At 43.9% G+C, this 17,427-nt stretch carries 16 protein-coding genes, 1 tRNA gene, 1 pseudogene and 1 riboswitch; of the genes and pseudogenes, 13 read left to right on the forward strand and 5 right to left on the reverse strand.

The window, feature by feature from the left end; genetic code table 11:
- From AACR09_RS03860 to AACR09_RS03875, 4 genes and pseudogenes are all read right to left on the reverse strand, one after another.
- Positions 1-314: pseudogene (locus tag AACR09_RS03860) on the reverse strand (electron transport complex subunit RsxC); the annotation flags it as partial.
- Between the two features lie 7 nt (positions 315-321).
- The gene (gene rsxB / locus AACR09_RS03865; protein WP_102394337.1) at positions 322-915 is read right to left on the reverse strand and encodes an electron transport complex subunit RsxB; all 594 of its coding nucleotides are present in this window, start codon (positions 913-915) and stop codon (positions 322-324) included.
- Positions 916-917: 2 nt separating this feature from the next.
- Complete coding sequence (rsxA, locus tag AACR09_RS03870; RefSeq protein ID WP_004734039.1) at positions 918-1,496, reverse strand: electron transport complex subunit RsxA; 579 nt, start codon at positions 1,494-1,496, stop codon at positions 918-920.
- A gap of 486 nt (positions 1,497-1,982) precedes the next feature.
- A tRNA-Asn gene (locus AACR09_RS03875) sits at positions 1,983-2,058 on the reverse strand.
- Positions 2,059-2,567: 509 nt separating this feature from the next.
- On the opposite strand from AACR09_RS03875, the gene uvrB reads away from it, so the two are divergent.
- From uvrB to luxU, 3 genes are all read left to right on the forward strand, one after another.
- Entirely contained in the window at positions 2,568-4,598 is a 2,031-nt protein-coding gene (gene uvrB / locus AACR09_RS03880) for an excinuclease ABC subunit UvrB (protein ID WP_017084035.1), read from the forward strand.
- Between the two features lie 301 nt (positions 4,599-4,899).
- Positions 4,900-6,288 (forward strand): quorum-sensing sigma-54 dependent transcriptional regulator LuxO, encoded by a 1,389-nt coding sequence (gene luxO, locus AACR09_RS03885; RefSeq protein ID WP_004734031.1) that lies wholly within the window; start codon positions 4,900-4,902, stop codon positions 6,286-6,288.
- A 24-nt stretch (positions 6,289-6,312) separates the two neighbouring features.
- On the forward strand, positions 6,313-6,657 hold the full coding sequence (gene luxU / locus AACR09_RS03890; protein WP_017063462.1) for a quorum-sensing phosphorelay protein LuxU: 345 nt from the start codon (positions 6,313-6,315) through the stop codon (positions 6,655-6,657).
- A 90-nt stretch (positions 6,658-6,747) separates the two neighbouring features.
- Here the strand turns inward: luxU and AACR09_RS03895 are convergent, their stop codons facing one another.
- Positions 6,748-7,635, reverse strand: a complete 888-nt coding sequence (locus AACR09_RS03895) for a YvcK family protein (protein WP_017092489.1) — start codon at positions 7,633-7,635, stop codon at positions 6,748-6,750.
- A 194-nt stretch (positions 7,636-7,829) separates the two neighbouring features.
- A riboswitch (molybdenum cofactor riboswitch) is annotated at positions 7,830-7,982 on the forward strand.
- Between AACR09_RS03895 and moaA the strand changes: the two genes are divergently transcribed.
- The 10 genes from moaA to oppF all read left to right on the forward strand — a co-directional run bounded on the left by moaA (position 7,971) and on the right by oppF (position 17,286).
- The gene (gene moaA / locus AACR09_RS03900) at positions 7,971-8,960 is read left to right on the forward strand and encodes a GTP 3',8-cyclase MoaA (RefSeq protein WP_009848642.1); all 990 of its coding nucleotides are present in this window, start codon (positions 7,971-7,973) and stop codon (positions 8,958-8,960) included. It overlaps the preceding riboswitch by 12 nt.
- Positions 8,961-9,316: 356 nt before the next feature.
- The gene (gene moaB, locus AACR09_RS03905) at positions 9,317-9,829 is read left to right on the forward strand and encodes a molybdenum cofactor biosynthesis protein B (RefSeq protein ID WP_017084034.1); all 513 of its coding nucleotides are present in this window, start codon (positions 9,317-9,319) and stop codon (positions 9,827-9,829) included.
- 12 nt (positions 9,830-9,841) lie between these two features.
- Positions 9,842-10,321, forward strand: coding sequence for a cyclic pyranopterin monophosphate synthase MoaC (gene moaC, locus AACR09_RS03910; protein WP_193836028.1), 480 nt, complete (start codon positions 9,842-9,844; stop codon positions 10,319-10,321).
- Complete coding sequence (moaD, locus tag AACR09_RS03915; protein ID WP_004734025.1) at positions 10,318-10,563, forward strand: molybdopterin synthase sulfur carrier subunit; 246 nt, start codon at positions 10,318-10,320, stop codon at positions 10,561-10,563. The genes moaC and moaD overlap by 4 nt, the downstream gene beginning before the upstream one ends.
- Before the next feature lie 2 nt (positions 10,564-10,565).
- Positions 10,566-11,039: a molybdopterin synthase catalytic subunit MoaE gene (gene moaE, locus AACR09_RS03920; RefSeq protein ID WP_004734024.1), complete on the forward strand. Its 474-nt coding sequence runs from the start codon at positions 10,566-10,568 to the stop codon at positions 11,037-11,039.
- A gap of 663 nt (positions 11,040-11,702) precedes the next feature.
- Entirely contained in the window at positions 11,703-13,334 is a 1,632-nt protein-coding gene (locus AACR09_RS03925) for an ABC transporter substrate-binding protein (RefSeq protein ID WP_017099054.1), read from the forward strand.
- A 116-nt stretch (positions 13,335-13,450) separates the two neighbouring features.
- A complete protein-coding gene (gene oppB / locus AACR09_RS03930; protein ID WP_004734022.1) occupies positions 13,451-14,371 on the forward strand; it encodes an oligopeptide ABC transporter permease OppB in 921 nt (306 codons plus the stop codon).
- A gap of 15 nt (positions 14,372-14,386) precedes the next feature.
- A complete protein-coding gene (gene oppC, locus AACR09_RS03935; RefSeq protein WP_065111287.1) occupies positions 14,387-15,289 on the forward strand; it encodes an oligopeptide ABC transporter permease OppC in 903 nt (300 codons plus the stop codon).
- A gap of 42 nt (positions 15,290-15,331) precedes the next feature.
- Positions 15,332-16,303 (forward strand): ABC transporter ATP-binding protein, encoded by a 972-nt coding sequence (locus AACR09_RS03940; RefSeq protein ID WP_017078105.1) that lies wholly within the window; start codon positions 15,332-15,334, stop codon positions 16,301-16,303.
- Complete coding sequence (gene oppF / locus AACR09_RS03945) at positions 16,300-17,286, forward strand: murein tripeptide/oligopeptide ABC transporter ATP binding protein OppF (protein WP_004734019.1); 987 nt, start codon at positions 16,300-16,302, stop codon at positions 17,284-17,286. Before AACR09_RS03940 ends, oppF begins: the two co-directional genes overlap by 4 nt.
- The last annotated feature ends 141 nt before the right edge of the window (positions 17,287-17,427 follow it).

Raw genomic sequence — 17,427 nt, forward strand, 5'->3', positions numbered from 1 at the left:
CTCAAGCCTGAAGGGTGAGCGGTGGTTCGTGGTTCAATAGCGGTAATCACACCCGATGTTGGTGCATGTACTGGCAAAGTGAAGCCAGTCTCTAAGGCCGTCAGTTGTTGACCTTTTAGTACGGCATCACCGACAGCAACCAACAAGTTACCGGGCTTACCGATGTGCTGTTTCACTGGAAGAACGATTTCTTCAGGAAGCCTTGCATGCACGATATCAGTAGTATTCGACTGTTTCTTGTTTTCAGCAGGGTGCACACCGCCCGGGAAGTTCCAAATAGAGCCCGTGCGAATTTGTTCAATTAAAGAGATCATACTAACCCTATGCCTTAGGCTCTGACGCGGTCGCATCAGTTGCTTGGTTAGTGATATCAGTAATAGGAATGATGTTCATCTGCCATTTCCAATTTTCAGTCGTTGTTGCCACTGGAATCATTTCGATACAGTCAGTAGGGCACGGTGCGACACATAGATCACAACCTGTACATTCATCTTTGATTACTGTGTGAAGTGCCTTGGTGCCCCCAACAATGGCATCAACAGGGCAGGCTTGAATGCATTTGGTACAGCCAATACACATATCTTCATGAATGAAGGCAACGGTTTTTACTTTGTTATCTAAGTCATGAGCGGAGTCTTCAACTTCTACGCCCATTAAATCTGCAAGCTTCTCAATCGTAGCTTGGCCGCCGGGAGGACATTTGTTGATCTTGTCTCCGTTAGCGATCGCCTCCGCGTATGGACGACAACCTGGGTAGCCACACTGACCACACTGAGTTTGCGGCAATATGGTGTCGATTTGATCAACGATCGGATCGGCTTCTACTTTAAAGCGGATAGAAGCAAAGCCTAAGATAGCGCCAAAAACGGCGGCTAAAACGGCGAGTGCAATGATTGCAATTAAGATGGTACTCATGCTTACTTCACCAACCCAGTAAAGCCCATAAATGCCAGAGACATGAGGCCTGCTGTGATCATCGCAATCGATGCGCCTTTGAAGGGCATTGGCACATCAGCAACCGCAATACGCTCACGCATTGCAGCAAATAGGATCAATACAAGCGAGAAACCAACCGCAGCGCCGAAACCATAGATGATCGACTGAATGAAGTTGTGGTTTTCATTGATGTTTAGAAGTGCCACACCTAATACCGCACAGTTGGTGGTGATAAGCGGCAGAAAGATACCCAATAGGCGATATAGCGTTGGACTGGTTTTGTGAACGACCATTTCCGTAAATTGAACAACCACCGCGATAACCAAGATAAAGCTCATGGTACGCAGGTATTCAATACCCAGAGGGGTAAGGATGTAGGTTTCTACTAGGTATGCAGATACCGACGCTAACGTCAGAACGAAAGTCGTCGCGAGGCCCATGCCAATCGCAGTCTCCAGTTTCTTGGAGACTCCCATGAAAGGACATAGCCCTAAAAACTTCACTAGCACAAAGTTATTGACCAGCACTGTGCCAACCAACAACAAAAGGTATTCGGTCATAATGGATTAATTCTTGAGATTCCGATCCCGATATTATCCTGCTTTGCTTACCTAATAACAACCAAGGATCACTAGGGATTTAGACACTTGGTGAAAAAAACATCAGGTAATCGATTGATTATTAAAGTTACCGTAAGTATAGACGGCCAATTTTTACTTCGTGAGACAAGTTTGTAGGAGTAGTTGAATTGGATCTTTCATAAGATCATTCTTGAATTGAGCTCGATTTGCTTCCTAAGAATAGGGTCATATTTGTGGATTTTGGTGCTCAGAACTATCAAAAAGAGAAGGAAAGCTGCGAGTCGAATACGTTCCCAAACCGCTAAAACGCAAAAAGCCGCATCGAGTGATGCGGCTTCTTTAAATTTGGCCCCCTTGTCGAGACTTGAACGCGGGCGGCTAGGTTTGTGACATTAACTTGGAACAAGTTAGTCGCAGTTATATACGAAAAAAGCCCAATCTTTCGATTGAGCTTTTTTCTGAATTTGGCTCCCCTTGCAAGACTTGAACTTGCGACATACGGATTAACAGTCCGCCGTTCTACCAACTGAACTAAAGGGGAATTGCTTGTTAGCGACGCGAATTCTAATAATAGTCCGAATTTCTGTCAATAAAAAATAGCAGAAAAAAATAATATAAAAAACTTTACTTTCTTGGACGCCTTACCGGATTTAGCCTTTCTTTAGTTATCCACCAAAATTGTGGATAAGTGTGTGTGTGAAACTTTAACAACAATAATTGGGATAAATCTGGGAATATAAAAATTTGAGGTAAGGTAATGTATTTAAAAGATTTGTATCAAAATATCACTATTGTATAACTTTTGACGATTATAAAATATACAGTAAAACAAGTGCTATTTTTAGATTTTTTGGGGAAAAGTAGTGGATGAAAAATTGAGTGATTTAGCTGAAGAGATCTTGCAAGGGCACGGATAATACCAAGTTCTAAAAGTAAAAGCTATCACTGATATCTAATCTTAAGAAGCATTTCTCTAGATAATAGTTGCAACTACACTCCTCCTAGAGTGACAATGACCTGATTATAAAAACAGTATGGAAATGGCGACCTATGAGTAAACTCTTTGACTTGGTATCGGACTATAGCCCGTCCGGTGACCAGCCGACAGCGATAACCAGATTACTAGATGGATTAGATTCTGGTTTGGCACATCAAACTCTATTAGGGGTAACGGGCTCTGGTAAAACCTTTACTCTTGCTAACGTCATTTCTCAATCTCAAAGACCAGCAATCTTGTTAGCGCCTAACAAAACGTTGGCAGCTCAACTTTATGGCGAGATGAAATCTTTCTTTCCGAATAACTCCGTTGAGTATTTTGTTTCTTACTACGATTATTACCAACCGGAAGCCTATGTTCCAACCACGGATACCTTTATCGAGAAAGATGCGTCGATAAATGCTCATATTGAGCAAATGAGACTTTCAGCTACCAAAGCTTTGTTAGAAAGAAAAGATGCCATTATTGTTGCGTCTGTATCGGCTATCTACGGTCTTGGTGATCCTAAGTCTTATTTGAAGATGATGCTTCATTTGAGTCGTGGTGAGGTGATGGATCAGCGAGACATTCTACGCCGCTTGGCTGAGCTGCAATATTCAAGAAACGATGTCGCGTTTGAGCGTGGACAGTTCCGTGTTCGTGGTGAAGTTATTGATATCTTTCCCGCTGAATCTGACCAAGATGCGGTTCGAATTGAAATGTTCGATGACGAAGTGGACTGCATTAGTATTTTTGATCCTCTGACTGGTGCGGTGAAACAAAGAGACTTACCGCGTTTTACCGTTTATCCAAAAACTCACTATGTCACCCCAAGAGAGAAGATCCTTGAGGCGATTGAGAAGATTAAGGATGAGTTGCGCGATAGGGCTCAATATTTAAAAGACAACAACAAACTGTTAGAAGAACAGCGTATTTCTCAAAGAACTCAGTTTGATATCGAGATGATGACGGAGTTGGGTTTCTGTTCCGGTATCGAAAACTATTCACGATACTTGAGCGGCCGTGCGGAAGGGGAAGCGCCTCCAACCTTATTTGATTACCTGCCTGATGATGGTTTGCTGATCATCGATGAGTCACACGTAACTGTGCCGCAAATTGGCGCCATGTATAAAGGTGACCGCTCTCGTAAAGAGACTTTGGTTGAGTTTGGCTTTAGGTTGCCTTCTGCGTTGGATAACCGTCCGATGAAATTTGAAGAGTTCGAATCGATCGCGCCACAAACCATTTTTGTGTCGGCCACGCCGGGTAATTATGAGATTGAGAAATCAGATGGTGAGATTGCTGATCAAGTGGTGCGTCCTACTGGCTTACTTGACCCGATTATTGAAGTAAGACCTGTCGCGACGCAGGTGGATGACTTGCTGTCTGAAATCAGAATCCGTTCAGTGAAAGAAGAGCGCGTATTGGTCACTACGTTGACTAAACGAATGGCAGAAGACTTAACCGAATACCTTAGTGAGCATGGTGTTAAGGTTCGTTACTTGCACTCAGATATCGATACCGTTGAGCGTGTAGAGATCATTCGAGACCTACGTTTGGGCGAGTTCGACGTGTTAGTGGGTATTAACTTACTTCGTGAAGGTTTGGATATGCCGGAAGTATCGCTGGTGGCGATTCTTGATGCTGATAAAGAGGGTTTCTTACGTTCTGAGCGTTCTCTGATTCAAACCATTGGTCGTGCTGCGCGTAACTTGGAAGGTCGAGCGATCCTTTATGGTGATTCGATTACTAAGTCGATGAGAAAAGCGATTGATGAAACCGATCGTCGTCGTGAGAAACAGCAGGCTTACAACGAAGAGCAAGGCATCACTCCACAAGCGTTGAAGCGTAATATCAAAGATATTATGGAACTGGGTGATCTAACCAAGTCGAAGCAGCAGCGCCAATCTAAGCAAGTTCCACTATCTAAGGTGGCAGAGCCTTCTGAAAGTTATGCAGTACTTACGCCGCAACAGCTTGATAAAGAGATCAGCAAGTTAGAAGCTGCGATGTATCAGCATGCTCAGAATCTGGAATTTGAATTGGCCGCACAGAAGCGTGATGAAATTGAGCAGTTAAGAAAGCAGTTTATTACCAACAGCTAATCTCACTTTTCACTCGAGAAGTATTCCCCTCAACACAAGAATTGAAAGTGTTTCAGACAAAAAAACAGCCAGTAGTAAATGTTCTACTGGCTTACGTTTGTGAACACTCGGTCCACTAACAACGTCAGTTGGCTAGGTGACCCGAAGGTCAGTTATACTGTTGCATCGTTCGTGCCAGATAGATAAAACATTGATTGTTTGAAGTAAGTAAAAAAACACACTACAAATATTGTGGCTAATTTGCATAATGCAAAGCGGAATGCGACTATAATAAGAAATGCAAATTATAAATGGCTAGGATATGCAATCAAAAACGCTAGATAACAAATCGAAGTATTTGTTGATGGTCGAGGATACCGCTTCGGTAGCAGCTTTATATCGCTCGTATCTTACACCGCTCGAAATTGATATCAACATTGTCGGCACTGGCCGCGATGCAATCGAGAGTTTGAATCATCGAATCCCAGACCTTATTTTATTAGATCTACGTCTGCCTGACATGACGGGTATGGACGTGCTATTTGCTGTAAAACAAAAATACCCTGAAGTTCCGGTTATCTTCATGACGGCTCACGGTTCTATCGATACCGCCGTAGAAGCCATGCGTCATGGTTCTCAAGATTTCCTTATCAAGCCGTGTGAAGCCGACCGACTCCGTATTACGGTGAACAACGCGATCCGCAAAGCCACCAAACTTAAAAACAGCTCGGAACATCCGGGAAACCAAAACTATCAAGGTTTCATTGGCAGTAGCCAAACCATGCAGCAGGTTTACCGAACTATCGACTCTGCAGCATCGAGTAAAGCCAGTATTTTCATCACGGGTGAAAGTGGTACGGGTAAAGAGGTTTGTGCAGAAGCTATTCATGCGGCGAGCAAGCGTGGTGACAAGCCTTTCATCGCGATTAACTGTGCGGCTATCCCTAAAGATCTGATTGAAAGTGAGCTATTTGGCCACGTTAAAGGCGCCTTTACCGGTGCTGCAACTGATCGTCAAGGTGCCGCTGAACTTGCTGATGGCGGAACACTATTCCTTGATGAATTGTGCGAAATGGACTTAGAGCTGCAAACCAAGCTGCTGCGCTTTATCCAAACCGGTACTTTTCAAAAAGTTGGCTCTTCGAAGATGAAGAGTGTCGATGTTCGTTTCGTATGTGCAACCAACCGTGACCCTTGGAAAGAAGTACAAGAAGGTCGCTTTAGAGAAGATTTATACTATCGTTTATACGTGATTCCATTGCACCTGCCGCCATTGCGCGAGCGCGGTGAAGATGTCATCGAGATTGCGTACTCGTTACTAGGTTACATGTCGGTTGAGGAAGGTAAGGCGTTTGTGCGTTTTGCTCAGGAAGTGCTTGATCGCTTTAATCAATATGAGTGGCCGGGTAACGTTCGTCAGCTACAAAACGTATTACGGAACGTGGTGGTATTGAATAACGGCAAAGAGATTACTCTCAACATGCTTCCACCACCATTGAACCAACCGATTGAAAACAGCTTGCGCTTGAAAGAGAAGCAGAACGAAGACATCACGGTAAAAGATATTTTCCCATTGTGGATCACTGAGAAGACGGCTATCGAACAGGCCATAAAAGCGTGTGACGGCAACATTCCCCGCGCGGCCGGTTTCTTAGATGTCAGTCCATCGACGATATACCGAAAGTTGCAAACGTGGAATGCGAAGCAGTAATCACCAAACAATAAGAAAATCATAATGACGAAAGTATTAAATCAGCAAAAAGTTGATGAGCTCGCCGGTGAAATAGGGCAAGAGAATGTACCAGTTTTGCTGGAAATCTTCTTAGGTGAGTTGAAAGGCTACTACGAACATCTAGAGATAAATAAAGCGTCGGATACATCTAAGTACTTGGCTGATATAAGCCATGCACTTAAGAGTAGCGCTGCGAGTTTTGGCGCAGACTCTTTGTGTAGTTTTGCGATTAGCTTAGACGCAAAAGTGAAGCAAGCATTGCCTGTAACCGAGATTGATTTCCAAGATATGCAAGAGCTACTGTTATCAACGTACACTGAATATCAGCAGTTGATGACGGATCTCTAAAGCGGCTAGTTATTAAAGAGACTAAAAAAGGAGCATGATGCTCCTTTTTTGTTTTTACTGGTCTCTGTCGTTTAGCCTAAGCTACAAGCATTAAGCCAGTTGATCCCTAATCGCTTGTTGGAGTTTTAAACGGTCGTGTCGCCAATCTCGGTTAGGAGAGGCAAGATCAGTGGTCACACAATTCCATTGCCCTTCTAATTCAGGGTGTGGTTCATTGCCCAGTACAATGTCTATTTTTCTTGCCTTACAGGTACGTTCACACCACTCCAATTGTTCTTGAAGCGTCATTTTTCCTGCAGGGCCGTGCTCTGGCGAAAGGTTTTCAACGAAGATAACTTTTGCCTTGGTATTTTCCGCGATTGCTTTGCCAATTTCTGGCAGTAGCAGCGGGGGCATCACACTGGTTAAAAAGCTTCCTGGTCCAAGGACAATGCAGTCTGCTTGCTCAACTGCAGCAACAGCTTCTTTGGTTGCCGGTACTTCTGGAGATAAGTCCATCATGCGCAGCTTTTCTGTCATGTCATCAACGTTAGTTTCGCCAGTTACCCAACGACCGTCCATTGATAGCGCCGTGAGATCAGAAGGGTGCTCGGTCATCGGGACGATATTGACATCGACCTTGAGCATATTTCGAATTAGGTTAATTGCTTCCAATGGGCGAACGGAAAGGTTGTCTAGCGCCGTTAGCATTAGGTTACCTAAGTTGTGACCATCGAGTTCACCCTGACCGCGAAAGCGATATTCAAACATCATCGAACTGATCGAAGGTTCTGTGATTAATTGGTTGATACAGTTACGAGTATCTCCCCAAGCAATACCACCTTGGCAGTCTCGAATTCTCCCGGTGGAACCACCATTATCTGTTGTTGCAACAATGCCAGTCGCATTGCTACCAAAGTCTTTTAATGCAGCTAGCATGCGACCTAAGCCATGGCCCCCACCGATTGCTACGACTTTCTTTGAAGAGTAAATATTCATTTTTTGTTCTTGTTAGATTATTACCAACTATAATTTAGGTTAAATGCTTCTCGTCAGATACTCAACAAGAGTTATTTTGAGGGTTTGATACGTTTTTTTTGCCGATGTGACCCGTTTTTTGTCATCAGAGCTAGATTCACGTACAAATATTAAGTATTTTATTACTCAGCTACTGCGCGTGTGAATATAACGTGCAGTTGCCATAACTCCGAGCTCTCGCATGCTAAGTCGCACAGTGGTGTTTGCTGTACCGATACGCATCAAGAGCCAGTGACATGTTGTCACAAGGGCTTAATTGGAAATGATTATGCCTCCCGTGTTTGGAAAGGTGTTCCGTGGCGCAACAATTCGAAGATAGATTCCATCGCAAGTTTTATTACTTGCGCTTGTCGGTTACAGACGTCTGTAACTTTAAATGTACTTACTGCTTGCCAGATGGTTATAAACCGTCAGGGCAAAAAAACTCGTCTTTTTTAAGTGTTCCCGAGATCAAACGCGTTGTAAAAGCGTTTGCAGATTGTGGTACCTCAAAGATCCGCATTACAGGCGGAGAGCCGAGTCTGCGTAAAGACTTTCCTGAAATCATACATACCGTTGCTTCTACTCCAGGCATCGAAAAAGTAGCCACCACAACGAATGGCTACCGCATGGAGAAACAAGTAGGGCAATGGCGTGATGCTGGTTTAACCCATATAAACGTGAGCGTGGATAGTTTAGATTCGCGCATGTTCCATCAGATCACTGGTGAGAATAAGTTTACAGAGGTTATGCGAGGCATTGATAAAGCGTTTGAGGTTGGCTTTGAACAAGTCAAAGTGAACGTCGTATTGATGAAAGACCTCAATAGTCAGGAATTACCAGCCTTCCTTAATTGGATCAAAGACAAACCTATTCAATTACGTTTTATCGAGCTGATGAAAACCGGTGAGATGGACGAGTTGTTCGATAAACACCATGTGTCTGGCGTTGCGATCCGCAACCAGCTTATTGCTAATGGTTGGCTGTTAAAAGTCAAAGCCGTTAATGATGGCCCCGCGCAAGTGTTTGTCCACCCAGACTACAAGGGTGAAATCGGTTTGATCATGCCCTACGAGAAAGACTTTTGTGAGAGTTGTAACCGACTGCGTGTTTCTGCGACCGGTAAACTTCACCTATGTCTGTTTGGCGACCACGGTGTTGAACTGAGAGATCTGATTCAAGAAGATCAACAAGAGCAAGAGCTCATTGATCGAATTCAGGCCCAGCTTCAAACCAAGTCCGTTAGCCACTTCTTACACGATGGCAACAGCGGCATGACTCCAAACTTGGCGTCAATCGGCGGTTAACCCGCTATATAGCCTAAAGCATTTTATCGCTCAGCTTCTTTAAGCTGGGCGAATAAGTCTAGGGCGTGTTGCTCTTTCGAGCTGATTTTTGCAGCGAGTTGCTGGGTATTTATACAAGGCAGAGGCTTTGATGTGTAGCTAGCCTACATGAGAAGCCGATAACGTAGTAGAAATGACCAGCAAACGCTGCCCGAAGGGTTCGGCTAAAAGCGTTTTACTCTTTGTTGAGGGAGATTTGCTTAGAATGACTAGGCTACTTCCCCCTCGCCGCGATTAAAACGCTTTTATCTCGAACAAAATTTAATCACGAAAGGTCAACACGCCCTCATAATTGAAAAATTTATAAAGGTGAACAAATGGGTCACGCAGAAAGCAAATTTCAAGCAGCAAACATCGCAGTACTAACCGTTTCAGATACTCGTACAGAAGAAAATGACACGTCAGGTGGTTACCTAGCTGAGCATGCTAAAGAAGCAGGCCACAACGTGGTTGATAAGCAAATCGTTATCGATGATATGTACAAGATCCGTGCGATCGTATCTCAGTGGATTGCTGACGAAAGCGTTCAAGCGATTATGATCACTGGCGGTACGGGCTTCACATCTCGTGACAGCACGCCTGAAGCACTTAAGCCACTATTCGACAAAGAAGTAGAAGGCTTTGGTGAACTATTCCGTCAAGTGTCTTACGAAGAGATTGGTACATCGACGATTCAATCTCGTGCGATTGCGGGTTTTGCCAACCACACGGTTATCTTTGCGATGCCTGGTTCTACAGGTGCATGCCGCACAGGTTGGACTAAGATCATCAAGCAACAGATGGATGCGAGTCACCGTCCTTGTAACTTCATGCCACATCTTTCTGTATAAGGTGGATTGAGCATGAGCCAATTTACACACATTAACGCGTCTGGCGAAGCGAACATGGTCGATGTATCGGCTAAAGCAGAGACAGTACGTGAGGCGAGAGCAGAAGCTTTTGTTCAAATGTCAGCAGAGACGCTAGAGCTGATTGTTTCTGGCAGCCACCATAAAGGTGATGTTTTCGCAACGGCACGTATTGCTGGTATCCAAGCAGCGAAGAAGACGTGGGACTTGATTCCACTGTGTCACCCTTTGCTACTGACTAAAGTAGAAGTACAACTTGAAGCCATTGAGTCTGAAAACAAGGTTCGTATCGAATCGGTATGTAAGCTTGCAGGTAAGACAGGCGTAGAAATGGAAGCGCTAACGGCTGCTTCTGTTACTGCACTGACGATTTACGATATGTGTAAAGCTGTTCAGAAAGACATTGTTATCGAGAACGTACGTCTGCTAGAGAAGACGGGTGGTAAATCAGGACACTTTAAGGTGGAATCATGATTACGGTACTTTTCTTTGCTCAAACCCGTGAACTTGTCGGTGTTGACAGCCTAGAGATCGATGCGCAATACAATACTATTGAAGCGATTCGCAGCCACCTTGTAACACAAGAAGGTAAATGGGATATCGCATTGGAAGAGGGCAAGCTGCTGGCAGCACTCAACCAATCAATCGTACCTTTGACGACTGAAGTGAAAGACGGCGACGAAGTGGCTTTCTTCCCACCAGTTACTGGAGGTTAACCATGAATGACTCTCGAGTTATTGATCCAAGAGTATTAGTGACTGCTGAAGACTTTTCTGTGGGTGGCGAATACGATTATCTAGCTCAAGGTACGGCTGCGGGAGCGGTTGTGACGTTTGTAGGTAAAGTTCGCGACATGAACCTTGGCGACAACGTGATTGGTTTGTCTCTAGAACATTATCCGGGTATGACAGAGAAGTCTCTGAGTGAGATCTGTGATCAAGCTGAAGCGCGCTGGCCTATCCAGAAGATGCGAGTGATTCACCGCGTTGGTGACCTAGATATCGGTGACCAGATTGTTTACGTTGGTGTATCCAGTGCACATCGTGGCGCTGCCTTCGAAGCGTGTGAGTTTGTTATGGACTTTCTGAAAACCAAAGCGCCGTTTTGGAAAAAAGAACGTACTACTGAGGCGACTCGTTGGGTTGACTCTCGAGACTCCGACGCGAAAGCAGCGGAGCGTTGGAAGAAGTAATCCACTCCATAGCGTGTTTCGATCTTAACGTGAAAGCGTATTTCAGATTGGGACGTAGATAGTAAGAAAGCCGACGTTTGACGTCGGTTTTTTTGTGCGTGCTACAAAGTGATTTATAAATAAAAGGTTCTTTAATAAATGGTTAAGCAGTCAAGTTGCATATGAATTCAGCGCGTGATTTAGTCTGTCTTGGTGCATTTCCAAATCTGTTTTGGTGCAGTGCTTTATGCTGTTTTGTATAAAGTGATAATCCTCACAAATGGTGCAGTCTATTTAGGGGATATGTGATGTGCAATTAGATTTCATGTGGCATTAATGTTAATTTGCCGACAGTGTTCTAGCATAAGATGCTAAATAAAAGTATCAATTCAGACACATCAACACTAAAGGCTGTTTTTTAGTTAATTTCTATGTGTAATTAACTATTCATTAGGTTTTTATTAGAGATTTACACTGTGACCTTGAGTGATTCGGAGAATTATCCGATTTTTTGCGACTTGTTTATGGCAAATTACTTCAATGGTTGATAGTGTGTGCCTCAATCTTTGTAAGGTTTTAGATTTTTATGCTTAAATTTTGAGCTAAATAAATCTAAATCACTGCCGTTCAGTGAACTTAGCAAAGAAGTCATGGATGCAATACGTAAAACTTGGAGTTTATTAAATGTACAAGAATAAAATCACTCAGGCCCTTCTTCTAGGTGCTGGTTTGGCAGTGGCTGCCACTTCTACTCTTTCTATCGCTGCTGAAGTTCCAGCAGGCACAGAACTAGCAAAAGTTCAGGAACTTGTTCGCGGTAACGGTACTGAAGTTGCGACTATCGACCCACACAAATCTCAAGGTGTACCAGAATCTCACGTAATTCGTGATCTTCTAGAAGGTCTAGTGAACCAAGATGGCGAAGGTAATACAATCCCAGGTGTAGCCGAAAGCTGGGAAACGACGGACAACAAAACATTCACTTTCCACCTACGTAAAGATGCAAAATGGTCTAACGGCGATCCTGTAACAGCTGAAGATTTCGTTTACAGCTGGCAACGTGCAGTCGATCCTGCCACTGCTTCTCCATATGCTTGGTACATGGAATATACCAAGATGGTGAACGCGAAAGACATCGTAGCGGGTAAGAAAGACAAGAGTGAGCTAGGTGTTAAAGCTGTAGATGCAAACACGCTTGTTGTTGAACTAGATACAGCGGTACCATATTTCGTAATGATGATGGGCCACACAACAGTTAAGCCAGTACATAAAGCAACTGTTGAAAAGTACGGTGACCAATGGACTAAGCCAGATCACTTTGTTGGTAATGGTGCATTTGCTGTTGATAAATGGGTTGTTAACGAACGCCTAGTACTTAAGCGTAACGACCAATACTGGAACAATGATAAGACTGTTCTAAACAAAGTCACGTTCCTGCCAATCGAAAACCAAGTAGCGGAAATGAACCGTTTCCTATCTGGTGAAATCGATTTTACAGATGATCTGCCAATTGAGCATTTCAAGCGTATGAAAAAAGAACATCCAGAAGATCTATCCGTTGTGGGTAACCTTTGTAGCTACTACTACTCATTTAACACTAAGAAAAAGCCTTTCGATGATGTTCGTGTACGTAAGGCTATTTCTTATGCGATTGATCGTGACATAGTCGCTGGTGCAATCATGGGGCAAGGACAGAAACCTGCGTATTTCCTCACGCCGGAAATTACTGCTGGGTTCGAACCTGAGCTTCCTCAATACGGTAAAATGTCTCAAAAAGAACGTAATGCTGAAGCGGCGCGCCTTCTTGAAGAAGCGGGTTTCGGAAAAGACAATCCTCTTGAATTCTCCCTCTTATATAACACTGATGAGAATCACAAGAAAGTTGCTGTAGCACTAGGTTCTATGTGGAAGAAGACACTGGGTCTTAAGGTTACACTTGAAAATCAAGAATGGAAAACTTACCTATCTTCTAAAGATACTGGCAACTTTGAAGTAGCTCGTGCAGGTTGGTGTGGTGACTACAATGAAGCGTCTACATTTTTGACCTTGATGGTAAGTGCTAATACGACAGGCGGCCAACATTGGGGAAATCGTGATTATGACACTTTGATAGACAAGGCTATTAACTCCACTTCAGAACAAGAACGTAACGAACTGTATTTAGAAGCAGAGAAGCTAATGGCGAACGATATGCCTATTGCTCCTATCTATCAGTACGTTAAAACGCGTTTACTTAACCCACATGTAGGTGGCTTCCCAACTAATAATGCGGAAGATAAAATCTACTCAAAAGATCTCTACATCAAAGCTGAATAATAAACGCTTAGATTCTAAAAAGTTAATATAACTATAACGATACAGACACTACATGCGCAGGGCGCGCATGTAGCGTCTTTCTAATTTTAATTGTCACAGACTGAAAGAGTGAGTTTATGCTTAAATTCATTATGAAAAGGATATTTGAAGCGATTCCAACCATGTTGGTGTTGATCACTATATCTTTCTTTCTCATGCGTTTCGCACCGGGTAACCCGTTTTCAAGCGAGCGTCCATTACCGCCAGAAGTTATGGCTAACATCGAAGCTAAATATGGCTTAGATAAACCTGTATTTGAACAGTACACCACGTACTTGACCAACATCCTTCAGGGTGATTTTGGTCCATCTTTTAAATACCAAGATTACACAGTAAATGAGCTGATTGCGGTTGCACTTCCAGTATCCGCGAAGGTAGGTTTTGTTGCCTTTATCTTCACATTATTGATGGGGGTAACGGTCGGAACCATTGCCGCCTTGAAGCACAACACCTGGATCGACTACACCATAATGTCGACCGCCATGCTCGGGGTGGTGATGCCATCCTTCGTGTTGGCTCCAGCGCTTATTTACCTATTCTCTCTACACTGGCATATATTTCCAGCAGGTGGTTGGCACGGTGGTACGTACATGTACATCGTCCTACCCGTTATCGCGATGTCTCTTCTATACGTAGCAACCTTTGCTCGTATTACTCGCGGTAGCATGATTGAAACCCTAAACAGTAACTTTATCCGTACAGCTCGTGCTAAAGGTCTAAGTTACCGTTATATCGTTCTTAAACATGCGCTTAAGCCAGCAATGCTACCTGTTGTTTCATACATGGGGCCTGCGTTCGTAGGTATCATCACAGGTTCAGTTGTTGTTGAAACCATCTTCGGCCTACCGGGTATCGGTAAGCTGTTTGTTAACGCCGCGTTTAACCGTGATTATTCGTTAGTAATGGGTGTAACCATTTTGATTGGTTTCCTATTCATCTTGTTCAACGCAATCGTTGATATTTTACTAGCGCTTATTGACCCGAAAATTCGCTACTAGCAGGGACGCATGGTTATGTTGAAGAAAAAAGAAAACTTAGAAGCGATCGAAAAATTTTCTGAGAGTTTGGAAATTGAAGGTCGTAGTTTGTGGCAGGATGCGCGTATTCGTTTTATGCGTAACAAAGCGGCAATGATCAGTCTGTTTATCCTAATTATCATGGTGCTATCGGTAATCTTTTTACCAATGCTGGCGCAACATGCTTACGATGATACTGACTGGTACGCAATGCACGTAGGCCCAAATGCTGATCACTGGTTTGGTACTGACAGTTTAGGTCGTGACCTATACGTTCGTACGATGATCGGTGGCCGTATTTCTCTTATGGTTGGTGTGATGGGCGCATTCGTAGCGGTACTGATTGGTACGCTTTACGGTGCAGCTTCAGGCTTCATTGGCGGTCGTACTGACCGAGTGATGATGCGTATCCTGGAGATTCTATACGCCGTGCCATTCATGTTCCTCGTGATCGTACTGGTGACGTTCTTTGGTCGTAATATCGTACTCATCTTTGTTGCTATCGGTGCGATTGCTTGGCTCGATATGGCACGAATCGTACGTGGCCAAACGTTGAGTTTACGTAGTAAAGAATTCATTGAGGCTGCGCACGTATGTGGTGTAAGCAAATGGAAAATCATTACACGTCACATCGTACCTAACGTATTGGGTATTGTTGCGGTTTACTCAACGCTCCTTATTCCAAGCATGATCCTTACTGAATCATTCTTATCTTTCCTTGGTCTTGGTGTTCAAGAGCCTATGACAAGTTGGGGCGCGCTGTTACAAGAAGGCTCGCAAACAATGGAAGTTGCTATTTGGCAACTGGCATTCCCAGCGGCATTCATGGTAGTTACGCTGTTCTGCTTTAACTACGTAGGTGATGGTCTGCGCGACGCGCTTGATCCAAAAGACAGATAAAGAAATAGCAATTAAAAGCTATAAAAGATTAAGGAAGCAATAATGAGCTTATTAGATGTCAAAGATCTGCGCGTCGAATTTACCACGCAAGATGGTATCGTAACCGCAGTAAACGACCTGAACTTCTCACTCAATCAAGGCGAAACGCTGGGTATTGTTGGTGAGTCGGGTTCGGGTAAATCTCAAACGGTATTTGCACTGATGGGACTGCTGGCTAAGAACGGCATCATCTCAGGCAGTGCAAAGTTTGAAGGTAATGAGATTCTCAATCTACCAGAGAAAGCACTGAACAAAGTCCGTGCTGAACAGATCGCGATGATCTTCCAAGATCCAATGACGTCACTGAATCCTTACATGAAAGTATGTGATCAGTTGATGGAAGTGCTTATGCTGCATAAAGGCATGGGCAAAGCGGAAGCGTTCGAAGAATCAGTACGTATGCTGGAAGCGGTTAAAATCCCTGAGGCACGTAAACGTATTACCATGTATCCACACGAATTTTCTGGCGGTATGCGTCAACGTGTGATGATTGCAATGGCTTTGCTATGTCGTCCAAAACTACTGATTGCTGATGAACCAACAACGGCGTTGGATGTAACCATTCAAGCGCAAATCATGGAATTGCTGAACGAGCTTAAAGATGAGTTCAATACAGCAATCATCATGATCACCCATGATTTGGGTGTCGTTGCCGGTTCTTGTGACAAAGTTCTAGTGATGTACGCTGGCCGTACCATGGAATACGGCACAGTAGATGAAATCTTCTACGAGCCTAGCCACCCTTATGCGGAAGGCCTGCTTAAAGCAATTCCTCGTTTGGATACCGAAGGTGAAATTCTGCCGACGATTCCAGGTAACCCACCTAACTTACTTCGCCTGCCAACAGGCTGTCCTTACCAAGATCGTTGTCATCGGGTAATGGACCGTTGTAAGCAAGAAGCACCAATTTTGCAGCCATTTGCGAAAGATCGTCAGCGTGCTTGTTTTTCTGACTGGGAGACTTGGACAAAATGAGTAAAGAATTACTATTAGATATTAAAAACCTTAAGGTTCACTTTAGCATTGCTGCCAAGTCTGCTTGGCCTTGGGCGAAACCATCAAACCTTAAAGCGGTTGATGGTGTGGATGTTCACCTTTACGAAGGTGAGACTCTGGGTGTAGTAGGGGAGTCTGGCTGTGGTAAGTCAACATTTGCACGCGCAATTATTGGCTTAGTTGAGGCAACTGAAGGCGAAGTTATGTGGTTAGGTCAAGACCTGACTAAGATGCAGGAAGTTAAGCGTCGTGAGACTCGTAAAGAGATTCAGATGATCTTCCAAGACCCACTAGCATCGCTTAACCCACGTATGTCAGTTGGAGACATCATTGCTGAACCTCTACAAACTTTCTATCCAGAGCTTTCTAAACAGGAAGTGAAAGATCGAGTTAAGGAGATGATGGCAAAGGTTGGTTTACTACCCAACGTGATCAACCGTTACCCACATGAATTCTCTGGTGGTCAGTGTCAACGTATCGGTATCGCGCGTGCACTTATCTTGAAACCTAAGATGATCATCTGTGATGAGCCAGTTTCTGCTCTGGATGTCTCTATCCAAGCTCAAGTTGTTAACCTTCTTATGGAACTACAGAAAGAGTTAGGTTTGTCTTTGGTATTCATCGCGCACGATTTGTCGGTTGTGAAACACATCTCTGACCGTGTATTGGTGATGTATTTAGGTAATGCTGTTGAGCTAGGGGAATCAGATGCCTTGTTCTCAGACCCTAAACACCCATATACCAAAGCATTGATGTCTGCAGTTCCGATTCCAGACCCACGCTTAGAGCGCAGCAAAACGATTCAGATGCTGGAGGGTGATCTCCCATCACCAATTAATCCACCATCAGGTTGTGTGTTCCGCACTCGTTGCCCTGAAGCAACCGAGGCCTGCGCGCAAACCAAGCCAACCATTCAAGGCGATGACGTACACGCAGTATCTTGCTTGCACGTACAAGTCTAGAACCCATTTAAAACGGTTCAGCCTGTGACAGGCTTAAGCGCAACTTTTTTATGAGTTGCGCTTTTTTTGTGTCCAAGGTTCCTCTAAAACAACCTCCTTCAAATAATTCGAACAACTAAGCCAACTTCTTCTAGTTTTGAA

The sequence above is a fragment of the Vibrio sp. OPT20 genome, from assembly GCF_963889365.1.
Lineage (GTDB): Bacteria > Pseudomonadota > Gammaproteobacteria > Enterobacterales > Vibrionaceae > Vibrio > Vibrio splendidus.